The 17,488-nt window shown below is 56.5% G+C and carries 11 protein-coding genes; all 11 read left to right on the top strand.

Going from position 1 to position 17,488, the window contains the following annotated elements:
* Positions 1-83 precede the first annotated feature (83 nt).
* The 11 genes from KG007_RS10975 (at position 84) to KG007_RS10925 (ending at position 17,482) form a co-directional block, all read left to right on the top strand.
* Complete coding sequence (locus tag KG007_RS10975) at positions 84-671, top strand: RNA polymerase sigma-70 factor (protein ID WP_317194938.1); 588 nt, start codon at positions 84-86, stop codon at positions 669-671.
* Between the two features lie 93 nt (positions 672-764).
* The gene (locus KG007_RS10970) at positions 765-1,697 is read left to right on the top strand and encodes a FecR family protein (RefSeq protein WP_213348872.1); all 933 of its coding nucleotides are present in this window, start codon (positions 765-767) and stop codon (positions 1,695-1,697) included.
* Positions 1,698-1,879: 182 nt separating this feature from the next.
* Positions 1,880-5,284 (top strand): SusC/RagA family TonB-linked outer membrane protein, encoded by a 3,405-nt coding sequence (locus KG007_RS10965; protein WP_213348870.1) that lies wholly within the window; start codon positions 1,880-1,882, stop codon positions 5,282-5,284.
* A gap of 13 nt (positions 5,285-5,297) precedes the next feature.
* The gene (locus tag KG007_RS10960) at positions 5,298-6,881 is read left to right on the top strand and encodes a SusD/RagB family nutrient-binding outer membrane lipoprotein (protein ID WP_249413325.1); all 1,584 of its coding nucleotides are present in this window, start codon (positions 5,298-5,300) and stop codon (positions 6,879-6,881) included.
* A gap of 26 nt (positions 6,882-6,907) precedes the next feature.
* A complete protein-coding gene (locus tag KG007_RS10955; RefSeq protein ID WP_213348867.1) occupies positions 6,908-7,963 on the top strand; it encodes a glycoside hydrolase family 18 in 1,056 nt (351 codons plus the stop codon).
* Between the two features lie 6 nt (positions 7,964-7,969).
* Positions 7,970-9,163: a DUF1735 and LamG domain-containing protein gene (locus KG007_RS10950; RefSeq protein WP_213348865.1), complete on the top strand. Its 1,194-nt coding sequence runs from the start codon at positions 7,970-7,972 to the stop codon at positions 9,161-9,163.
* A gap of 28 nt (positions 9,164-9,191) precedes the next feature.
* Positions 9,192-10,667: a BT_3987 domain-containing protein gene (locus KG007_RS10945; RefSeq protein WP_213348863.1), complete on the top strand. Its 1,476-nt coding sequence runs from the start codon at positions 9,192-9,194 to the stop codon at positions 10,665-10,667.
* 64 nt (positions 10,668-10,731) lie between these two features.
* Positions 10,732-12,075: a DUF4989 domain-containing protein gene (locus tag KG007_RS10940; protein WP_213348861.1), complete on the top strand. Its 1,344-nt coding sequence runs from the start codon at positions 10,732-10,734 to the stop codon at positions 12,073-12,075.
* A 140-nt stretch (positions 12,076-12,215) separates the two neighbouring features.
* Entirely contained in the window at positions 12,216-13,517 is a 1,302-nt protein-coding gene (locus KG007_RS10935) for an MFS transporter (protein WP_394369671.1), read from the top strand.
* 9 nt (positions 13,518-13,526) lie between these two features.
* Positions 13,527-15,422 carry a CotH kinase family protein gene (locus tag KG007_RS10930; RefSeq protein WP_213348857.1) on the top strand — a complete coding sequence of 632 codons (1,896 nt, stop codon included), beginning with the start codon at positions 13,527-13,529 and terminating at the stop codon, positions 15,420-15,422.
* Positions 15,423-15,439: 17 nt separating this feature from the next.
* On the top strand, positions 15,440-17,482 hold the full coding sequence (locus KG007_RS10925) for a glycoside hydrolase family 20 protein (RefSeq protein ID WP_213348855.1): 2,043 nt from the start codon (positions 15,440-15,442) through the stop codon (positions 17,480-17,482).
* Positions 17,483-17,488 lie beyond the last annotated feature (6 nt).

Genomic DNA, 17,488 nt, shown 5'->3' with positions numbered 1-17,488 from the left:
GCTGTACCGGGCGCGCGCTTTTTACGTGTAATTCCTTGACTGTTCCGTTTTTTTTGCTAAATTTGTTTAGGCTAAGAAAAGCTATGATGAAATTGGAGACCTCTCAATCAGGTGCTGTTCTGGATCTTACTGCATTTAACCGCCTGTTCAAGGAGTATCAGATGCGGTTTATCCGTTTTGCCGCGGGGTACACCCTGAACCTGGGAGCCGCCGAGGACATCGTCATGGAGAGTTTTGTGGCGGCGTGGGAACGCCGTGAAATGCTTACCGAAGCCTCTTTCCCGCCTTATACGCTTACCATCGTCAAAAATAAATGCCTGAACTACCTGCGCGGGCAGGAAGTGCGCACCCGTGCTGCGGAGAACATCCACACGCATGACACGCGGGTTCTCCATACGCGCATCGCGACGCTTCAGGCCTGTGATCCCGAAGAGCTTTTCAGCGAGGAGGCGCGCCGCCTAGTGGAGCGCGCCCTCGAATCGTTGCCTGCCCGGACGCGCGAAATCTTTACGCGCAGCCGTTTTCACGACCAGAGTTACAAAGAGATTGCCGCGGAAATGGATACGACGGTCAAAAGTGTGGAATTCGAGGTGTCGAAGGCTACGAAGATGCTACGCATCGCTCTGAAAGATTATCTTGCCATACTTGCTTTCTGGTTTTATATCAATTAGTTCTGTTTTATTTACCAGCGTTGCCCGAAGATCCTTCGAAAAAAAACGATTTTTTTTCAGGGATATCTCCGGGTTGCGTGTTATTAATATGTCATGGAAAAGGAATTATTGGTTCGATTTTTTGAAGGCCGTACTACAGAAGAGGAAGAACGGCTTATTCTCGACTGGCTCGACGAGAGCCCGGCGCACCGGGAGGAAATGCTTTCCGAGCGGCGTCTGTTCGACGCGATGCTGATGCTCGTAAGCCCGGAGCAGCAGGTGAAGCGGAAAACGTTCACGCTGCCCCGTTGGGCGCGCCAGGCTGTCGGATATGCCGCTGCGGTTCTGGTTGCCGCCATTGTCGGCGGCGGCTATGTACACCGCGTTTACGACAGGCTGCTTTATGCCGGCAATACGATTTCCGTACCCGCGGGCCAGCGTGTCGACGTGGTGCTGCCCGACGGCACGAAGGTTTGCATGAATGCGCTTTCCGAGTTGAAATATCCGGGCTTTTTTGCCGGCAAATACCGTAAGGTGCAGTTGAGCGGCGAAGCCTTCTTCGAAGTGTCGCACGACGAAGAACATCCGTTTATCGTCGAGACCTACGCCTGTGATGTGGAGGTGCTCGGTACGAAGTTCGACGTGCTGGCGGATTCCGAACGAAACGAGTTCGTTACGGCTCTCGTCGACGGAAAAGTCCGCGTAACCGACCGAAACGACCCTCGAAACCAGGTGCTGCTCAGGCCCGACGAACAGGTGAGCCATATCAACGGACGGTTGGTCGTCGACCGGATTCCCGAATACGAGCAGTTCCAGTGGCGCGAAGGCCTGATCGCTTTCCGGGATGCGACCTTTATGGAGCTGATCGAAGAGTTCGAAAAATATTACGGGGTGAAAATCGAGGTGCAGCGTCTGATGGTTCCCAACCGCTTTACGGGCAAGATCCGTATCGCAGAGGGTGTAGACCATGCTCTCTGGGTTCTGCAGCAAAGCGCCGATTTCAAATATACGCGGAACGAAGCCAAAGATACCATCTATATACAATAATTTCCTGACCGAAAACCACTGCTATCATTAACCTAAAACCAATTCATATGAGCGAAGAATTTTAGCCCGACTTCAAACCTGATTTTCATGTTTGACCAGCTGAAAATCTCAATCCCCTGCCGGATGGCGGTTATCCGGAAGTCCCCGAAACGGGATGCCTAACCTAAATTAACTACCAACGTATGAAAATGAAAGATCACGTAAGGGCAAAACTGCTCTTGCCTCTTTTGACGCTTGCGTTCTGCCTCGCGGCCGGACAAACGCGTGCACAGTCCGTACCGGTAACCCTGAAGGTTTCGGACGCTCCCCTGGAGCAGGTGCTCAATGCAATCGAAAAACAAACCACTTATCTTTTCGTGTACGACAAGAATGTCGATGTCGCACGAAAGATCTCGCTCGACGTAAAAGACGAATCGCTGAAAGGCGTGCTCGACCGGATTGCCCGGTTGGCTAACGTCAACTATGCCGTCGAGAACACCTCCGTCGTCCTTTCGCAGAAACCCGCTGTTGCCGATCCGCAGAAACCCGTGACGGTAACCGGTAAGGTCGTCGACAAGAACGGTCCGATTATCGGCGCTGCTGTGCTGGTAAAAGGTACGACCATCGGAACGAGTACCGGTTTCGACGGAAGTTATTCACTGCAAATTCCCCCCCCCGCAACGTCGGCTGTACTGACCGTAAATTACCTGGGTTATGAACCCGTCGAAGTTCCCGTAGGCACGCGCACTAACATCGATATCACGCTGACCGAGTCAGCCGTGAGCGTGGATGCGGTCGTGGTAACGGCCCTGGGTATCAAGCGTTCGGAGAAGGCGCTGTCGTACAACGCACAGCAGGTCAAGGCCGAAGAACTTACCACGGTCAAGGATGCCAACTTCATCAACGCGCTGAACGGCAAGGTCGCCGGTCTGAACATCAACGCTTCGTCGTCGGGCGTCGGCGGCGCATCGAAAGTCATTATGCGAGGCGCCAAGTCGATCGAACAGTCGTCCAACGCCCTCTATGTCATCGACGGTATTCCGATGAGCAACTTCCGCAGCGACGGCAGTGAGGAGAACGCTTCGCAGGGCTCTTCTGAGGCTATCGCCGACCTCAATCCCGAGGATATCGAGACGATGACCGTCCTCTCGGGCGCTGCTGCCGCCGCCCTTTACGGTTCGGATGCCGCCAACGGCGCCATCCTGATCACCACGAAAAAAGGCCGCGTCGGACAGACTACCGTAACCGTATCGAGCAATACCGAGGTACTCTCGCCCTTCGTGATGCCCGTTTTCCAAACCCGCTACGGCACGGGCGACGTGCTCTCGGGCAAGGCCAACAACATCCTTTCGTGGGGTGAGAAACTCAACAAATCGAATTACCGCGGTTATGACCCTGCGGACGATTATTTCCAGACGGGCGTCGTGGGAACCGAGACCGTAACCTTCTCGACCGGTACGGAGAAGAACCAGACCTACCTGTCGGCCGGAGCCGTCAATTCGCGCGGCGTCGTTCCCAACAACGGCTACGACCGTTACAACTTTACGTTCCGCAACACCACGTCGTTCCTCAAGGATAAACTGACGCTCGACGTAGGTGCGAATTACATCATCCAGAAGGACCGGAACATGATCAATCAGGGCCTCTACGCCAATCCCGTCGTGGCGGCTTATCTCTTCCCGCGCGGCGACGACTGGTCGGACATCAAGATGTACGAGCGCTGGAATCCCGCACGCCAGATCTCGGAGCAGTACTGGCCGACGATGGGCCAGGACGAACTCCAGATGCAGAACCCCTACTGGAGCAGCTACCGCAACCTGCGCGAGACGCGCAAGGACCGCTATAAGCTCAACGCCTCGCTCTCTTACCAGATTCTCGACTGGCTTTCGGTGTCGGGACGCATCCAGATCGACAATTCCAACAGCACGTTCACCGAGAAGTATTCGGCTTCGACCAACCTGCTGCTGGCCGAAAACTCGCCCAACGGTATGTACGGCATCACCAAACAGAACGACAAGCAGACCTACGGCGACGTGATGGTCAACATCAACAAGTCGTTCGGCGACAACTGGACGCTGCAGGTCAACGCCGGCGCCTCTATTTCGGACATGCAGTCCGACGCGGTGAAGGTGCGCGGTCCGATCGCCTACGGTAAGGTGATCGGTTACGACAAGGACGGCAACGAGATCAAGGAGCCGAACAACATTCCCAACGTATTCAACGTTTACAACCTTTCCAATTCGGGGACCGTACGCGAGCAGATCGGTTATCGCGAACAGGCTCAGTCGGTCTTCGCTTCGGCCGAAGTAGGTTACAAAGGCACTTATTACCTGACTGTTACGGGCCGTAACGACTGGCCGTCGCAGTTGGCGGGTCCCAATTCGAAGAATTCGTCGTTCTTCTATCCTTCGGTCGGCCTTTCGGTGTTGCTGTCGGAGATCATCCCCAACATGCCCGAAAACCTCTCCTACATCAAGCTGCGTACGTCGTACGCTTCGGTGGGTCTGGCCTTCTCGCGTTTCTACGCCAATCCGACCCGTGAATGGAGCAACTCCTCCAGCAGTTGGAGCCTCTCGTCGCAGAATCCGCTCTACAACCTGAAACCCGAGCGCACGAAGTCGTTCGAAATCGGTCTGACGATGCGTTTCCTGCGTCATTTCAACTTCGACGCTACGTACTACAGCACGCGTACTATCAACCAGACCTTCAATACGGGTATTCCCGCCAGTTCGAAATACAGCAAGGTTTACGTGCAGTCGGGCGATGTCCGCAACCGCGGTGTCGAACTCGCGCTGGGCTATTCGAACACGTGGCGCAAGTTCTCGTGGAGCTCCAACTTTACTGCAAGTTCCAACAGCAACAAGATCATGGAACTGGCCGACAATGTCATCGACCCCAACACAGGTAAGCCCTGGGCTATCGGCGACCTGGTTGTCGGCGGACTGAACAATGCGAAATTCGTCCTCCGCGAGGGCGGTTCGCTGGGCGATCTTTACTCGCGCGCCGACCTGCTTCGCGACTCCAACGGCGATATTTACGTCGACCGTGACGGCGGCGTGGGCATCGACAATAAGACCAGTTCGGCCAGCTATATCAAGCTCGGATCGGTATTGCCCGATGCAAACCTTGCCTGGCGCAACGATTTCCGCTGGGGGCAGTTCAACTTCGGCTTCCTGGTTACCGCCCGCCTGGGCGGCGTGGTCTTCTCGCGCACGCAGGCCATGCTCGACTTTTACGGCGTTTCCGGCGACTCGGCCGATGCGCGCGATGCAGGCGGTGTCGTGATCAACGGCAACGACCAGATCAATGCCCAGACGTGGTATCGCACTATCGGCAGCGGCGACCTGATTCCGCAGTATTACACCTATTCGGCTACGAACCTGCGCCTGCAGGAGGCGTCGATCGGTTACACCATTCCGCGCAAGAAGCTGGGCGGCCTGCTCGAAATGACCATTTCGCTGGTGGGACGTAATCTCTGGATGATCTACAACAAAGCGCCGTTCGATCCCGAAGCCGTGGCTACCACGAGCAACTACTACCAGGGTATCGATAACTTCATGATGCCTTCGATGCGAAGCGTCGGCTTCAATGTACGTCTCAAATTCTAAAATGAAAAACGTCATGAGAATCAATATATTCATGAAGGCCGTCCTCGGGATGCTCACGCTTTCGGTTGCCTGTACGGCCAATTATGAAGAAATAAACAAGAATCCTTACGAGGTAACGCCGGGTGAGATGGACCGCGACGGCTATGCCATGCGCTCCTACCTCACTACGATGCAGAGCTGGGTGATCCCGACCGATGTCAACCAGTGTCAGTTTACCGATATCCTGCTGGGAGGTGTTTACGGCGGTTATTTCGTCGATGCCAACGCCGGTTTCAATGCCAATTCGTTCGCAACTTACCAACCCGCTTCGAACTGGTCGGAGGTGTTCTACGAAACAGTCTACCAGAAAATCATCGCCAACTACTTCGAGTTGGAGAATATCACCAACGATCAGAATGCCATCGCTGTGGCCAAGGTGGTCAAGGTGATGGGTCTGAGCCGCGTGGTCGACACCTACGGCCCGATTCCTTACACGGCGCTGGGTTCCGGTTCCGGAGCCGTCGCCCTGGATTCGGAAGAAAAGGTTTACGAAGCTATGTTCAAGGACTTGAACGACGCCATTGCGACGCTGACGGTCAACCGGACCAACTCCATCGTTTCGGACGCCGACCGTCTCTACGGCGGCAACCTGGAGAAGTGGTGCAAACTGGCCAATTCGCTCAAGCTGCGCCTTGCGATGCGCGTGGTCTATGCCAATGCGGGACTGGCCCAGGAGATGGCCGAAGAAGCTGTCGGTTCGGAAGTGGGCGTCATGACCGATAACACCGACAATGCGATGTACACCGGTTTCGGCAAGGACGGCAACCCCTTCTACATCTGCTTCTATTCGTATAAGAGCGGTAAGGGCGACCACAAAGTGGCTGCCGACATCACCTCCTATATGAACGGCTACAACGATCCCCGCCGCGAGGCTTACTTCACCCAGTCGCAGTTTACGGCTTCGGGCGTAACCAACGGCTATGTGGGTCTGCGTAACGGCATTACGGTTCCTACGAGCGAAGCTGTCGACCAGTATTCCTCGTACCTGGTATCGGCCGCCAGTTCGCTGATGTGGATGAATGCTTCGGAGGTAGCCTTCCTGCGTGCCGAAGGCGCGTTGCGCGGCTGGGCGATGGGCGGCACTGCCGAGACTTTCTACAAGAACGGTATTGAACTGTCGTTCGCACGTTTCAATATTTCGAACGCATCCGCCTATGCTGAGAGCACGGCTAAGCCGGCTTCTTATGAAGACCTGGGCGGCCTGGGATACGCTTTCCCGGCGCAGTCGACAGTGCAGATCGCATGGAATCCCGCCAATGACGGCGCTTTCGAGGAGAACCTGGAGCGGATCATCACCCAGAAATGGATCGCCAACTTCCCGCTGGGAACCGAGGCGTGGGCTGATTACCGCCGTACGGGCTATCCGCGCCTGGCCGAAGTCGTCGTGAACCGCAATGCCGACGTGAAACCGTCGCTGGGCGCCCGTCGCCTGACCTATCCGCTCAAAGAGTACGAGACCAACAGCGAAACGATTCAGGCTGCCGTGAACGAATTCCTTGGCGGTGCGGATAAGATGTCCACCCGGTTGTGGTGGGACTGCAATCCCCGGATCAACTAATTACCAACCTTGAACGACAAATCATTATGAAACGCAATATCAAGAACCTTCTGTTGCCGGTCGCGGTTGTCGCAGCCCTTTTGTTTGCGGCGTGCGGCGACTGGGTAGAGCCTGAAAGTCTCGACATCAAGAATCCGTCGCTCGAAGAGCAGAATCCGGCGCTTTACGCGCAGTACATGGAAGCGCTACGGGCATACAAGGCGGGCGATCACAAGGTGGTCTTCGTTACGATGGACAACCCCGTGAATGCGGCTCCCGCGATTCGTCCCCAGCACCTGACAACGCTGCCCGACAGCGTGGATTTCATTGTCCTCAACAATCCCGACAACCTGCATCCCGACCTGGTCAAGGAGATGACCGAGGTCCGCAAGAAAGGGACCCGCGTGCTCTATTCGATGAGCTTCGACACCTATGAGGCGGCGTGGGGCAAAATGGTGAAGGAAAATCCCGAACTCACCGAGGACGAGGCATTGGCCTACTTCTCCGCATGTGCCGAAAAGGACCTTGCGCTCTGTGACAAGTATGGCTACGACGGCCTGATTTTCGGCTATACGGGCCGGGCGCTGGTCAGCATCCGGGACGAGGAACTGCCGGCTTACAATGCACGGCAGCAGGCTTTCCTCAATCCCGTTACAGCATGGAAGGCCGCCCATAAGCAGCATGTCTGCATCTTCTCGGGGCGTGCCGACAACTTGCTGGAAGAGAACCGCACCGTTCTCGGCGAATGTAATTACATCGTCGTCCCGACTGACGGCGTGCAGAATGAGGACGATCTTTCGCTCAAGGCACTGACTGTGGTCAAGGCCGCCGGAGTTCCTGCTGACCGAGTTATCGTTACAGCCCTGGAGATTCGTCCCGACGATAAGGACAAGGTGTTCGGGTATTTCGGAACCAAGGACGAGAACGGTGAGAAGGTGCGTGCGCTTTATGCTACGGCTGTCTGGGCTACGCTTCCGTCGCCTACCTTCACGCGCGCCGGCATCCTGGTCAAGGACTCGGAAAACGATTACTACAACCGTACCCTGATCTATCCCCACCTGCGCGAGGCTATTTCCATCATGAATCCCTCACCTAAAAACTAACCGGTTATGAAACTCAATAAATGTTTACTGGCGCTTTTCGTCCTCGCAGCGGCCGCTTTTACGGGTTGCAAGAACGAGGATGTCGACAAGCACCACTTCGACAACAAACTTTACATCTCTTCGGCGATCATGACCGACGATTTGCTGATCGATCCCGCCGTAACGGAGAGTTCGCGTACGGTCAGCATCCGCCTGGCCCAGCCTGCCGATAAGAATGTCACGGTGCGGCTGGAGGCGCGTCCCGACCTGGCCGCACAGTACAACCAGATTTATCTCGACAACGCATTCGCGCTGCCCGAAGACTACTGGAGTATTCCCGAAAATACGACCGAGATTGAGGCCGGCAATGTTTTCGCCGCCGACATCCCCATCAACTTCAAGGATATCAACACGCTCGACGTGAAGACGCGCTACGTCCTTCCCGTAACGATTTCGGAGGTGGACGGCGCAACTCTGCTCGATAGCCGCCGCACGGTCTACTTCATTGTCCGCGGCGCCGCCCTGATCAATATGGTCGCCGATATCTCCAAATTGAAGGCTCCGATCAATTGGTCCGCAACAGCCCGACCGATCGTCAGCAACATGAAACAGGTTACCATCGAGGTGCTGGTTCGCACGAAGGACTGGCAGAGTGGTCGTAACGGCTACGGGTTGAGTACGGTTTTCGGTATCGAGGGCAAATTCCTCATCCGTATCGGCGATGCGGATCGTAATCCCAACCAGTTGCAGTTGGTGTCGCCTGCGGGTAGCTGGCCTTCTAAGGCGCAGTCTCCGGCTCTGCCTGTCGAAGAGTGGGTGCACCTCGCCGTGGTATACGACGGTGTGAACCGGGAACTGCATTACTATATCAACGGCGAAGAGGTCGCTTCTTCGACCAACGGTTCTTCGTCGAGCGTGGATGTCTCATCGGGCTGCTGGATCGGCTACGCTTGGGACAATGAACGCTGGTTCCCGGGCCAGATGTCCGAGATGCGTATCTGGAACATCGTTCGTACGCAGCAGCAGATCGCCGATAATCCCTACCGCGTCGATCCCGCTACGCCGGGCCTGATCGCCTACTGGAAGTTCAACGAGGGTACGGGCCGCACGATCAAAGACCAGACCTCCTACGGCTCGGATATTACTTTCGTACGTAATACGGGCCAAACCGAGAGCGACGATCCGACATGGGTTCCCGTGCAGATTCCTGCCCTCAACTAATTGTGGAATTTAAATCTGATAACCAATCATGAAGACAAGATATTTCAAATCCGGAGTGCTCGCGGCAGCCGCTGCGCTGCTGTGCGCCGTATCGGTGGTCTCCTGCGCCGACGATATCGTCGTTGGAAAATCGATCGATGAAGGCGCTTATCAGGGCGTTCATGAAAACACCATCGTCTTGAAGGACGCCAACACCAGCAAATCGGTTGTCGATGTTGTATTCTTCGAAGGCAGTTTTCAGTCCAGTGTCAAGCTGAGCCTTACGCAGACGCTTTCGGTTCCTGCCGAGGTGAAACTGGGTATCGACCCGGGTTACCTGACCGAGTACAACAAAAAGAACGGAACCGATTACCTGCCTTATCCCGAACAATTGGTATCCTTCGAAAATGAAGGTTCCATCACGCTCGGGGCTGCTCGTGCCCACGATGTTTCGGTCGGTATGACTATCGCCGCCGCCGACGATCTGGTGGAAGGTAAAGTCTATGCGGTTCCTGTGGCCGTTACCGTGAAGGCCGACGGACTGACCGTCAAGGATGAAGCCAGTCATTGCATCTACCTGGTCAAAGCCGAAAAAGAACTTCCTTCCTGCAATAAGGGGGAGGACCTGCCCAAAGGCTTCCTCTTTTTCGAGGTGAACGATGTGAATCCGCTTAACGCACTGACCTTCGAACTGGAGGACGGCCGCCTGTTGTGGGATGTCGTGGTGCTTTTCGCCGCCAACATCAATCACAATGTCGATGAAGACCGCCCCTATATCCAGTGCAACCCCAATGTGCAGTTCCTGCTCGACAACAACGAGAAATACCTGCAGCCGTTGCGCAAACGCGGTATCAAGGTACTGCTCGGCCTGCTGGGCAACCACGACCAGGCCGGTTTGGCGCAGCTCTCCGATAAGGGCGCGAAGGATTTTGCCGCGGAAGTGGCCTATTACTGCGAGGCGTATAACCTCGACGGCGTGAATTACGACGACGAGTATTCCGACTATCCCGACCTGAGCCACCCGGCTTATACGAATTCGAGTTCTGCTGCTGCTGCGCGCCTCTGCTACGAGACGAAGAAAGCGATGCCTGACAAACTGGTAACTGTGTTCATCTGGGGTAATATGTATGGTACGGCATCTGTGGACGGCGTGGATGCGGACGAATGGATCGATGTTGCTGTGGCGAACTATGGATCGAGCGCCGGCCCGATCGGGAATATGACCAAGAAAAAGTGCTCCGGCATTTCGTCCGAGTACAACGGCGGCGGCAGCGACCTGACCGCATCCTCGGCGCAGCGCCTCATCAGCGAAGGTTACGGCTGGTTCATGGGATTTGCTCCCAACCCGATGCAGACCTATTCGAATTCGAATGTGATCAATAAGAGCCATTGGCAGGGAATCTTCAACCGCCTGAAGGGAGCCGAGACGCTTTACGGTTCGCAGCTTAAGGACCCGACGGTTTTCTACAAGAAAGACGATCTCACGTTGTACCGTTATCCCGAAGATCTTCCCGATACGAAATAGAACGGCTGATTTGAAACTTTTGCCCGGCCCCTGCGGGCGATACTAACCGAAAAAAAACAGAACTATGAAAAATATTCGAAAAATAGCTCTTCTTGCCGTGCTGGGAGCAGCCGCACTGACTTCCTGCCGGGAGGATGAGAAGCTCGACCTGGCGGGTTATCCCGATACTAACGTCAGCCTCGGGATCGAAGGAGCGGAGAGCGGAGTGGTTTCCGTTCCCCTGAAAGCGGTTTACGACGGTGCGGGCAAACTCTCCGTCAACGGGGAGTTGACACGTACCTATACCTTCCAACTCGCGACGCCGAGTCCCGAGGACCTCATCCTGCATGTCGATCCGCTGATCGTCAATATCCCCGAAGACAAGGTGGAGATCGACAAACGCGAACTCCGCATTCCTGCCGGTTCGAAATCTGCCGAGCCTGTTACGGTCACTTATCTCGATCCTGATTTCAGTTTTGCGGAACCCGAAAAAGCGGCCTGCACCTATGAACTGGGTGTGAAGGTTGCCGACGCCGACGGTTATAACGTGGCGCTGGTCGGCGAAGGTACGGCGAAGGTTGTCGTTGAAAAGGAGGCCTATGTGGTCGGTTGCTCGGTTGTCGGCACAAACGGCAATACGGTAAGTTTCCGCCGCGCTTACCTCGATGGCGCGATCCTCAACGAGGACAAGATGGAGTATACGTTCAAGATCAAACTCGACAGACCGGCCGACGCCGATGTCAAAGTGACTTTCTCCTCGGAGGGACTTGCTCCGGAATTTGCCGGCGACGTAACACTCACGCCTGCGGAGGTAACTGTTCCGGCCGGTTCTCTCGAATCGGACGAAGTGCATTGGACGCTGACCGACGATTTCCTGCTGACCAATGCCGATCCCGGTAACTTTACGGTTACCCTGACGGCGGCCTTCGAGAGCGCTGACCCCACCGTGAAACCGGTAAAAGATGCCAATGTGTTGACTTTTAATATCTCCAAGGTTTTCGATATTGTTGAGATGGTTGACGCTGTACAGGCTGATTGGGAGGAATACAGCCGTACGGGCTTTACGGCCACCGGTGAAGGCGGCAGCGGCAGCCCTTCGAACGTCCTCGATGACAGCAGGTACAACGACTATTATGGCAGCGGGAAACAGCTCTGGATTGCCATTGACATGAAAGAACAGAAGATGCTGGCAGGCATTCAGGTCTACTACTATTCGGCTTCCTATGCGTCGAAGACAATTCGTATTGAGACCTCGAGCGACGGCATAACCTGGATGGAACAAGGTACGAAAGAGGGTTTGCCGATGACTATCGCTCATTTCTTCAAATTCGTGAAACCGATCGAAGCCCGTCATGTGAAAATTACGTCGTTGGAGACGAGCGGGTACTACCACGATATTTCGATCATGCGGTTCTACGGCAAAAAATAAGGTGCAACCTGCCGTAAACGGCATTCGAATGAATTGACGGCCGCGCGGTTTCGGAGGTATAATCCTTTCAGACCGCGCGGTTTTTTATCCCGTCAGACGGAAAATTGTTATTTTTGTAATCGCTAATCCGAATGAACCGAATGAATTCCCACTTCTCCGGGCCGCTCAACTGGGTTCCCTCGCTCTATTTTGCGATGGGCCTGCCGTTTGTGGTACTGAACATGGTTTCGGCCGTGATGTTCAAGGATCTTGGCATCTCGGACGCACAGATCGCGTTCTGGACCTCGCTGATCATGTGGCCCTGGACGATCAAGTTCCTGTGGAGCCCTTTCCTGGAAATTTTCCGGACCAAAAAATTCTTCGTCGTTGCGACGCAGCTCCTGAGCGGCGTGCTGTTCGGCCTTGCGGCGCTGGCGCTGCACCTGCCGTCGTTTTTTGCAGTTACGATTGCGGTCTTTGCGGTCGTCGCTTTCAGCGGCGCGACGCATGATATCGCTGCTGACGGCGTCTACATGTCGGAACTCTCCACAGAAGACCAGGCGAAATACATCGGCTGGCAGGGAGCGTTCTATAACCTGGCGAAGTTGGTAGCTTCGGGCGGTCTGGTCTGGCTCGCAGGCTGCCTCTACGAGGGCTTCAGCGCCTCGGGCGCCGCGACTTTCGACGCTTATGTCCGGTCGTGGACAGTCGTGCTGATAATCTTATGCTGCTTTCTCGTCCTGCTGGGCATCTATCACGGCCGTGTGCTTCCCGCAGGCGGTAGTGCAGCCGACGAACATTCGCTGCGAGAGGGACTCCGGAGTCTGAAAGAGGTTGTCGTGACGTTCTTCGCGAAGAAACACATCTGGTATTACATCGCGTTCATCATCCTCTATCGCTTGGGCGAAGGTTTCGTGATGAAAATCGTGCCGCTGTTCCTCAAAGCCGACGTTGTTTCGGGCGGCCTGGGCCTTACGAACCAGAAGATCGGTCTTTATTATGGTACGTGCGGCGCCGGGGCATTCCTTCTAGGTTCGCTGTTGGCGGGCTACTATATCGCACATCGGGGCCTGAAACGTACGCTTTTTACCCTTTGCTGTATTTTCAACCTCCCGTTCGCCGTCTACGCCCTCTTGGCGTGGTTTCAGCCGCAGTCGATGTGGCTCGTGGGCGGAGGCATCGTCATGGAGTACTTCGGCTACGGATTCGGTTTCGTGGGGCTGACGCTTTTTATGATGCAGCAGGTGGCCCCCGGCCGACACCAGATGGCGCACTACGCCTTCGCCTCGGGAATCATGAACCTTTCGGTGATGCTCACCGGGGCTGTTTCGGGCTACCTGAGCGACGCACTGGGCTATGGCGTGTTCTTTATCGTAGTTATGCTGGCTACGATCCCGGCGTTCCTCGTGACGAGGTTCGTGCCTTTCACCTATTCCGACGGCGGCAGCGCTGCGGAGAAATAACCCGCCGCCATGAAAATGAAAAACATTCGTTATTTATCCGCGTGGCTCTGCCTGCTTTCCGGACTTTTGGTTGTCTCCTGTTCCGGAGGCGACGAGGCCGACGATACGGAACCTTACCTGACTGTCGACGGGAGGGAATTCACGCCCGGAGCCGACGGCGGCGAATTTTTCGCAACGGTGTCTTCCAACAGGGAGATCACCCTGCACCCGAAGGCGTCGTGGTGCGGGGCGGAGCTGCTGTCCGCTGAAGGAGAGCACAACCTGAAACTCGTTGTTGAGCCCAACGACGGCGCGGAGCGCACGGCGGTCGTCCTTTTGTCCGCATCCGGCTGCAACGATATCGAAATTAGCGTGGCCCAGGGGAGATTCCAGGGCCGGTGCGACCTGCTGACCTTCGGCATCGGCCGCTCGAAAAACAACCTGGCGAACGACATCGTATTCGATTTCGACAAGGAAAAACGGACTCTCTCGGCGATGTACCTGAAATGGATCGACAACGCAGAGCCTGCGATGCTTGTCCCGACGTTCACGACCAACGGCGCACAGGTGCTGGTGAACGACGTTTCGGTAGTGTCGGGCGAAACTAAAATCTCCTTCGCCGGGGATGTATCCCTTGTGGTCGTGGCCGAAAACGGCGATACACGGACCTATACGGTTTCGCTCAACTGCCCGCAGATCAACACCGAACTGCCGGTGCTGCGCATGCAGCCCGACCGCGAGATCACCAGCAAGGATGACTATGTGGATACTGCGATCAAACTTTACAGCCCGCATACGGCCGAGGGGTGGTGGGACAGTGCTGCCGACGGCAAAATCCAGATGCGCGGCCGCGGCAATTCGACCTGGGGCCTTCCGAAAAAGCCTTACCGCATGAAATTCCCTTCGAAATTCAGCCCGGTCGGGTTGAATCATGCTATGGAGAAAAGTTGGGTGCTGTTGGCCAACGACATGGACAAATCGCTGCTCCGCGACCACCTGGGTTTCGCCATCTCGCGCGACCTTTTCAATAAATCGGACGGTTACCACGATGCTTCTGCTGTCTTGTTCACGCCCTGCTCGCAGTATGTCAACGTTTACAAGAACGATGATTATCTCGGCCTGTACCAGATGAGCGACCAGATGGAACGCGCCAAGGGCCGCATTGCGGTCGATAAACTGGAGGAGGCTGACGGCGACGACCCGGCGACGATTTCCGGCGGGCATATCATGGAGACCGACATTCACGAGGGCACGTTTTATTCGGGTCGCGGCGTGAAGATGAGCCACAAATATCCCAAGGACGACGACTGTACGCCGGCGCAGTATGCCTACATCGAAAAATTCATCAACGAAGCCGAAGCGGTGCTCTATGGAAGCAATTTCAAGGACCCCGTCAACGGCTGGCGTCGGTATTTCGACGAGAAGACGCTTGCCGATTTTATCATCGTCAAGGAACTTTGCGGCGACATGGACGGCTATACGAGCACCTATTTCTACAAGCGCCGGGGAGTCGACAAACTCTTCTTCGGCCCCGTTTGGGATGTGGATAAAGGCTGGGACAACGAAAAACGCCTCCCGCATTCGGATCCCCTGACCAACCTGATGATCTATGCCGGTTTCTACATGCCCGATTCCGTCGATCCCGACTGGTTCCACCGCTTCTGGGCGGATGAAACCTTCCGGACGTTCGTCGCTGCCCGCTGGGCCCGCAAAAAAGCGCAGCTTCTCGCTACGGTGACGAAGGAACTCGACGAGATGCCTGTCCGGATGGCGAAGGCCATCGCAGCGAATTTCGAGGTGTGGCCTTTTTACTACCAATACAGCGGCGAAGCCAAGATGCCGGCCAAGACCTATCCGCTGGAGATCGAACGTATCCGTACGCTGACCGGTTCGCGGGCGGCTCTGCTCGACAAGTTATTCAAATAAAAAAAACGACGGCCGCTATGAACCTGAAACGATATACGCTTTTGCTGACGGTATTCCTATGCTGTTGCGCCTGCGTCGCCGGCCCCGAACGCGATGCCGTGATTCCGCGGCCCGTGTCGGTGCGACAGGGCTCCGGCAGTTTCAAGATACGCGGCCCGCTGGCGTTCGATGCGCCGCAGGAGGTTGCGGGGAAGCTCGCGGCCTGCCTGCGTGCGGCGCAGGTTCCCTGCCGTACGGACCGGCCGGAGGCCGCCGTGAATTACCTGCATTTAGAACTCTCGGATGCTGCCGCGCTGCCTGCCTCCGGCGAGGGTTATTGCCTGTCGGTGCGTCCGGAGGGTGTTACCGTCCGTTCGCGCGGTACAGCGGGGTTGTTTTACGGGTTGCAGACCTTCCTGCAACTGCATGCGCAGTACGGGACCCGGATTCCAGCCCGGGAAATTGCCGACGCCCCGCGGTTTGCGTACCGGGGGCTGCACCTGGACGTGTCACGCCACTTTTTCGACAAGGAGTTCGTTAAAAAACAGTTGCGCATGATGGCGTCGCTGAAACTCAACCGCCTGCACTGGCATCTGACCGACGGCGCGGGATGGCGCATCGAAATCGACCGCTACCCGCTGCTGACCTCCGTTGCGGCCTGGCGCCGGGGTGCGACGTGGCAGGAGTGGCAGGCCGGAGGACGGCGTTACTGCCGCTTCGACGAACCCGGGGCCTCGGGCGGCTATTATACGAAGGCCGACATCCGCGAGGTCGTGGCCTTCGCCGACTCGCTCCATATCACGGTGATTCCCGAGATCGAACTGCCCGGCCATTCGGACGAGGTGCTGGCGGTTTATCCCGAACTTTCCTGTTCGGGCAAACCCTATACGGACGGCGATTTCTGCATCGGCAACGACGCGACGTTCGGGTTCCTGGAAAACGTGCTGGCCGAGGTAATGGAACTTTTCCCCTCGGAGTATATCCATATCGGGGGCGACGAGGCGTCGAAGGCGGCGTGGGCCGGGTGTCCGAAATGCCGCGCCCGCATGAAACGGGAGAATTTGCAGTCGCTCGACGAACTGCAAAGCTACGCCGTGCACCGCATCGAACGCTTCCTCGGCGCCCGTGGCCGCAAACTGATCGGCTGGGATGAAATTCTCGACGGCGGACTGGCCCCCGGAGCCGTTGTCATGTCGTGGCGCGGCGAAGAGGGCGGCCGCAGGGCCGCCGCTGCGGGACACGATGTGGTGATGACGCCGAATGCGTGGTGCTATTTTGACAGCTATCAGGACAATCCGACCACCGAGCCGCAGGCCATGTCGGGTTACCTGCCGTTGGCTAAGGTTTACGCCTACGACCCCGCTCCTGCCGGGATGCCGGGGTGCGAGCGGGTGCTGGGTGTGCAGGCGAACCTCTGGACCGAACAGATTCCTACGCCCCGACAGGCGGAGTATATGCTCTATCCGCGGCTGTTTGCACTCTCGGAAGTGGCATGGAGTCCCTCTGAAGTCAAGGACTATGCCGATTTCCACCGCCGGGCGCTGTTGCGCAATGCGGCGGTCTTGGCGCAGGGATACGCAGTTTTCGACCTGGTGGCCGAATATGGGGAGCGGCGTGAGGCCGCGGAACCTGGCGGCCACCTGGCTGTCGGGTGTCCGGTTTCCTATGCCACGCCGTGGAGCGACCGTTATCCCGCCGAAGGCGCCGCAACGCTGACCGACGGCCTGCGCGGCCCGTGGAGCTACGGCTCCCGCTGGCAGGGTTTCCTGGACAGCGATGTGGTCGTGACGGTCGATCTGGGCGCAGTGAAGCCGATTCGGGAGGTGGCTGCCGATTTTATCCAGTGGTATTCCGCATGGATATGTCTGCCCGTACGGGTCGAAATCGCGGTGTCGGACGACGGTGCGGTTTTCCGGCCGTTGTGCGCCGTTGAAAACGACTACCCGGCGGAGGCGCAGCGTCCCGAATACCGCACTTTTGGTTGGCAGGGCGCGGATAAGGCGCGTTATATCCGTTACCATGCCGTTTCGAACGGCCGGCCGGGCGGCTGGCTTTTTACCGATGAAATCAGAATCAATTAAAAAATA

This window comes from Alistipes montrealensis (assembly GCF_018362775.1).
GTDB classification, from domain to species: domain Bacteria; phylum Bacteroidota; class Bacteroidia; order Bacteroidales; family Rikenellaceae; genus Alistipes; species Alistipes montrealensis.
This window is presented reverse-complemented; position numbering and strand designations above follow the sequence as displayed.

Bases quoted from the DNA above. Each gene is read 5' to 3' on its own strand.
- KG007_RS10975 (WP_317194938.1), top strand. From the start codon at position 84: ATGATGAAATTGGAGACCTCTCAATCAGGTGCTGTTCTGGATCTTACT.
- KG007_RS10970 (WP_213348872.1), top strand. From the start codon at position 765: ATGGAAAAGGAATTATTGGTTCGATTTTTTGAAGGCCGTACTACAGAA.
- KG007_RS10965 (WP_213348870.1), top strand. From the start codon at position 1,880: ATGAAAATGAAAGATCACGTAAGGGCAAAACTGCTCTTGCCTCTTTTG.
- KG007_RS10960 (WP_249413325.1), top strand. From the start codon at position 5,298: ATGAGAATCAATATATTCATGAAGGCCGTCCTCGGGATGCTCACGCTT.
- KG007_RS10955 (WP_213348867.1), top strand. From the start codon at position 6,908: ATGAAACGCAATATCAAGAACCTTCTGTTGCCGGTCGCGGTTGTCGCA.
- KG007_RS10950 (WP_213348865.1), top strand. From the start codon at position 7,970: ATGAAACTCAATAAATGTTTACTGGCGCTTTTCGTCCTCGCAGCGGCC.
- KG007_RS10945 (WP_213348863.1), top strand. From the start codon at position 9,192: ATGAAGACAAGATATTTCAAATCCGGAGTGCTCGCGGCAGCCGCTGCG.
- KG007_RS10940 (WP_213348861.1), top strand. From the start codon at position 10,732: ATGAAAAATATTCGAAAAATAGCTCTTCTTGCCGTGCTGGGAGCAGCC.
- KG007_RS10935 (WP_394369671.1), top strand. From the start codon at position 12,216: ATGAATTCCCACTTCTCCGGGCCGCTCAACTGGGTTCCCTCGCTCTAT.
- KG007_RS10930 (WP_213348857.1), top strand. From the start codon at position 13,527: ATGAAAATGAAAAACATTCGTTATTTATCCGCGTGGCTCTGCCTGCTT.
- KG007_RS10925 (WP_213348855.1), top strand. From the start codon at position 15,440: ATGAACCTGAAACGATATACGCTTTTGCTGACGGTATTCCTATGCTGT.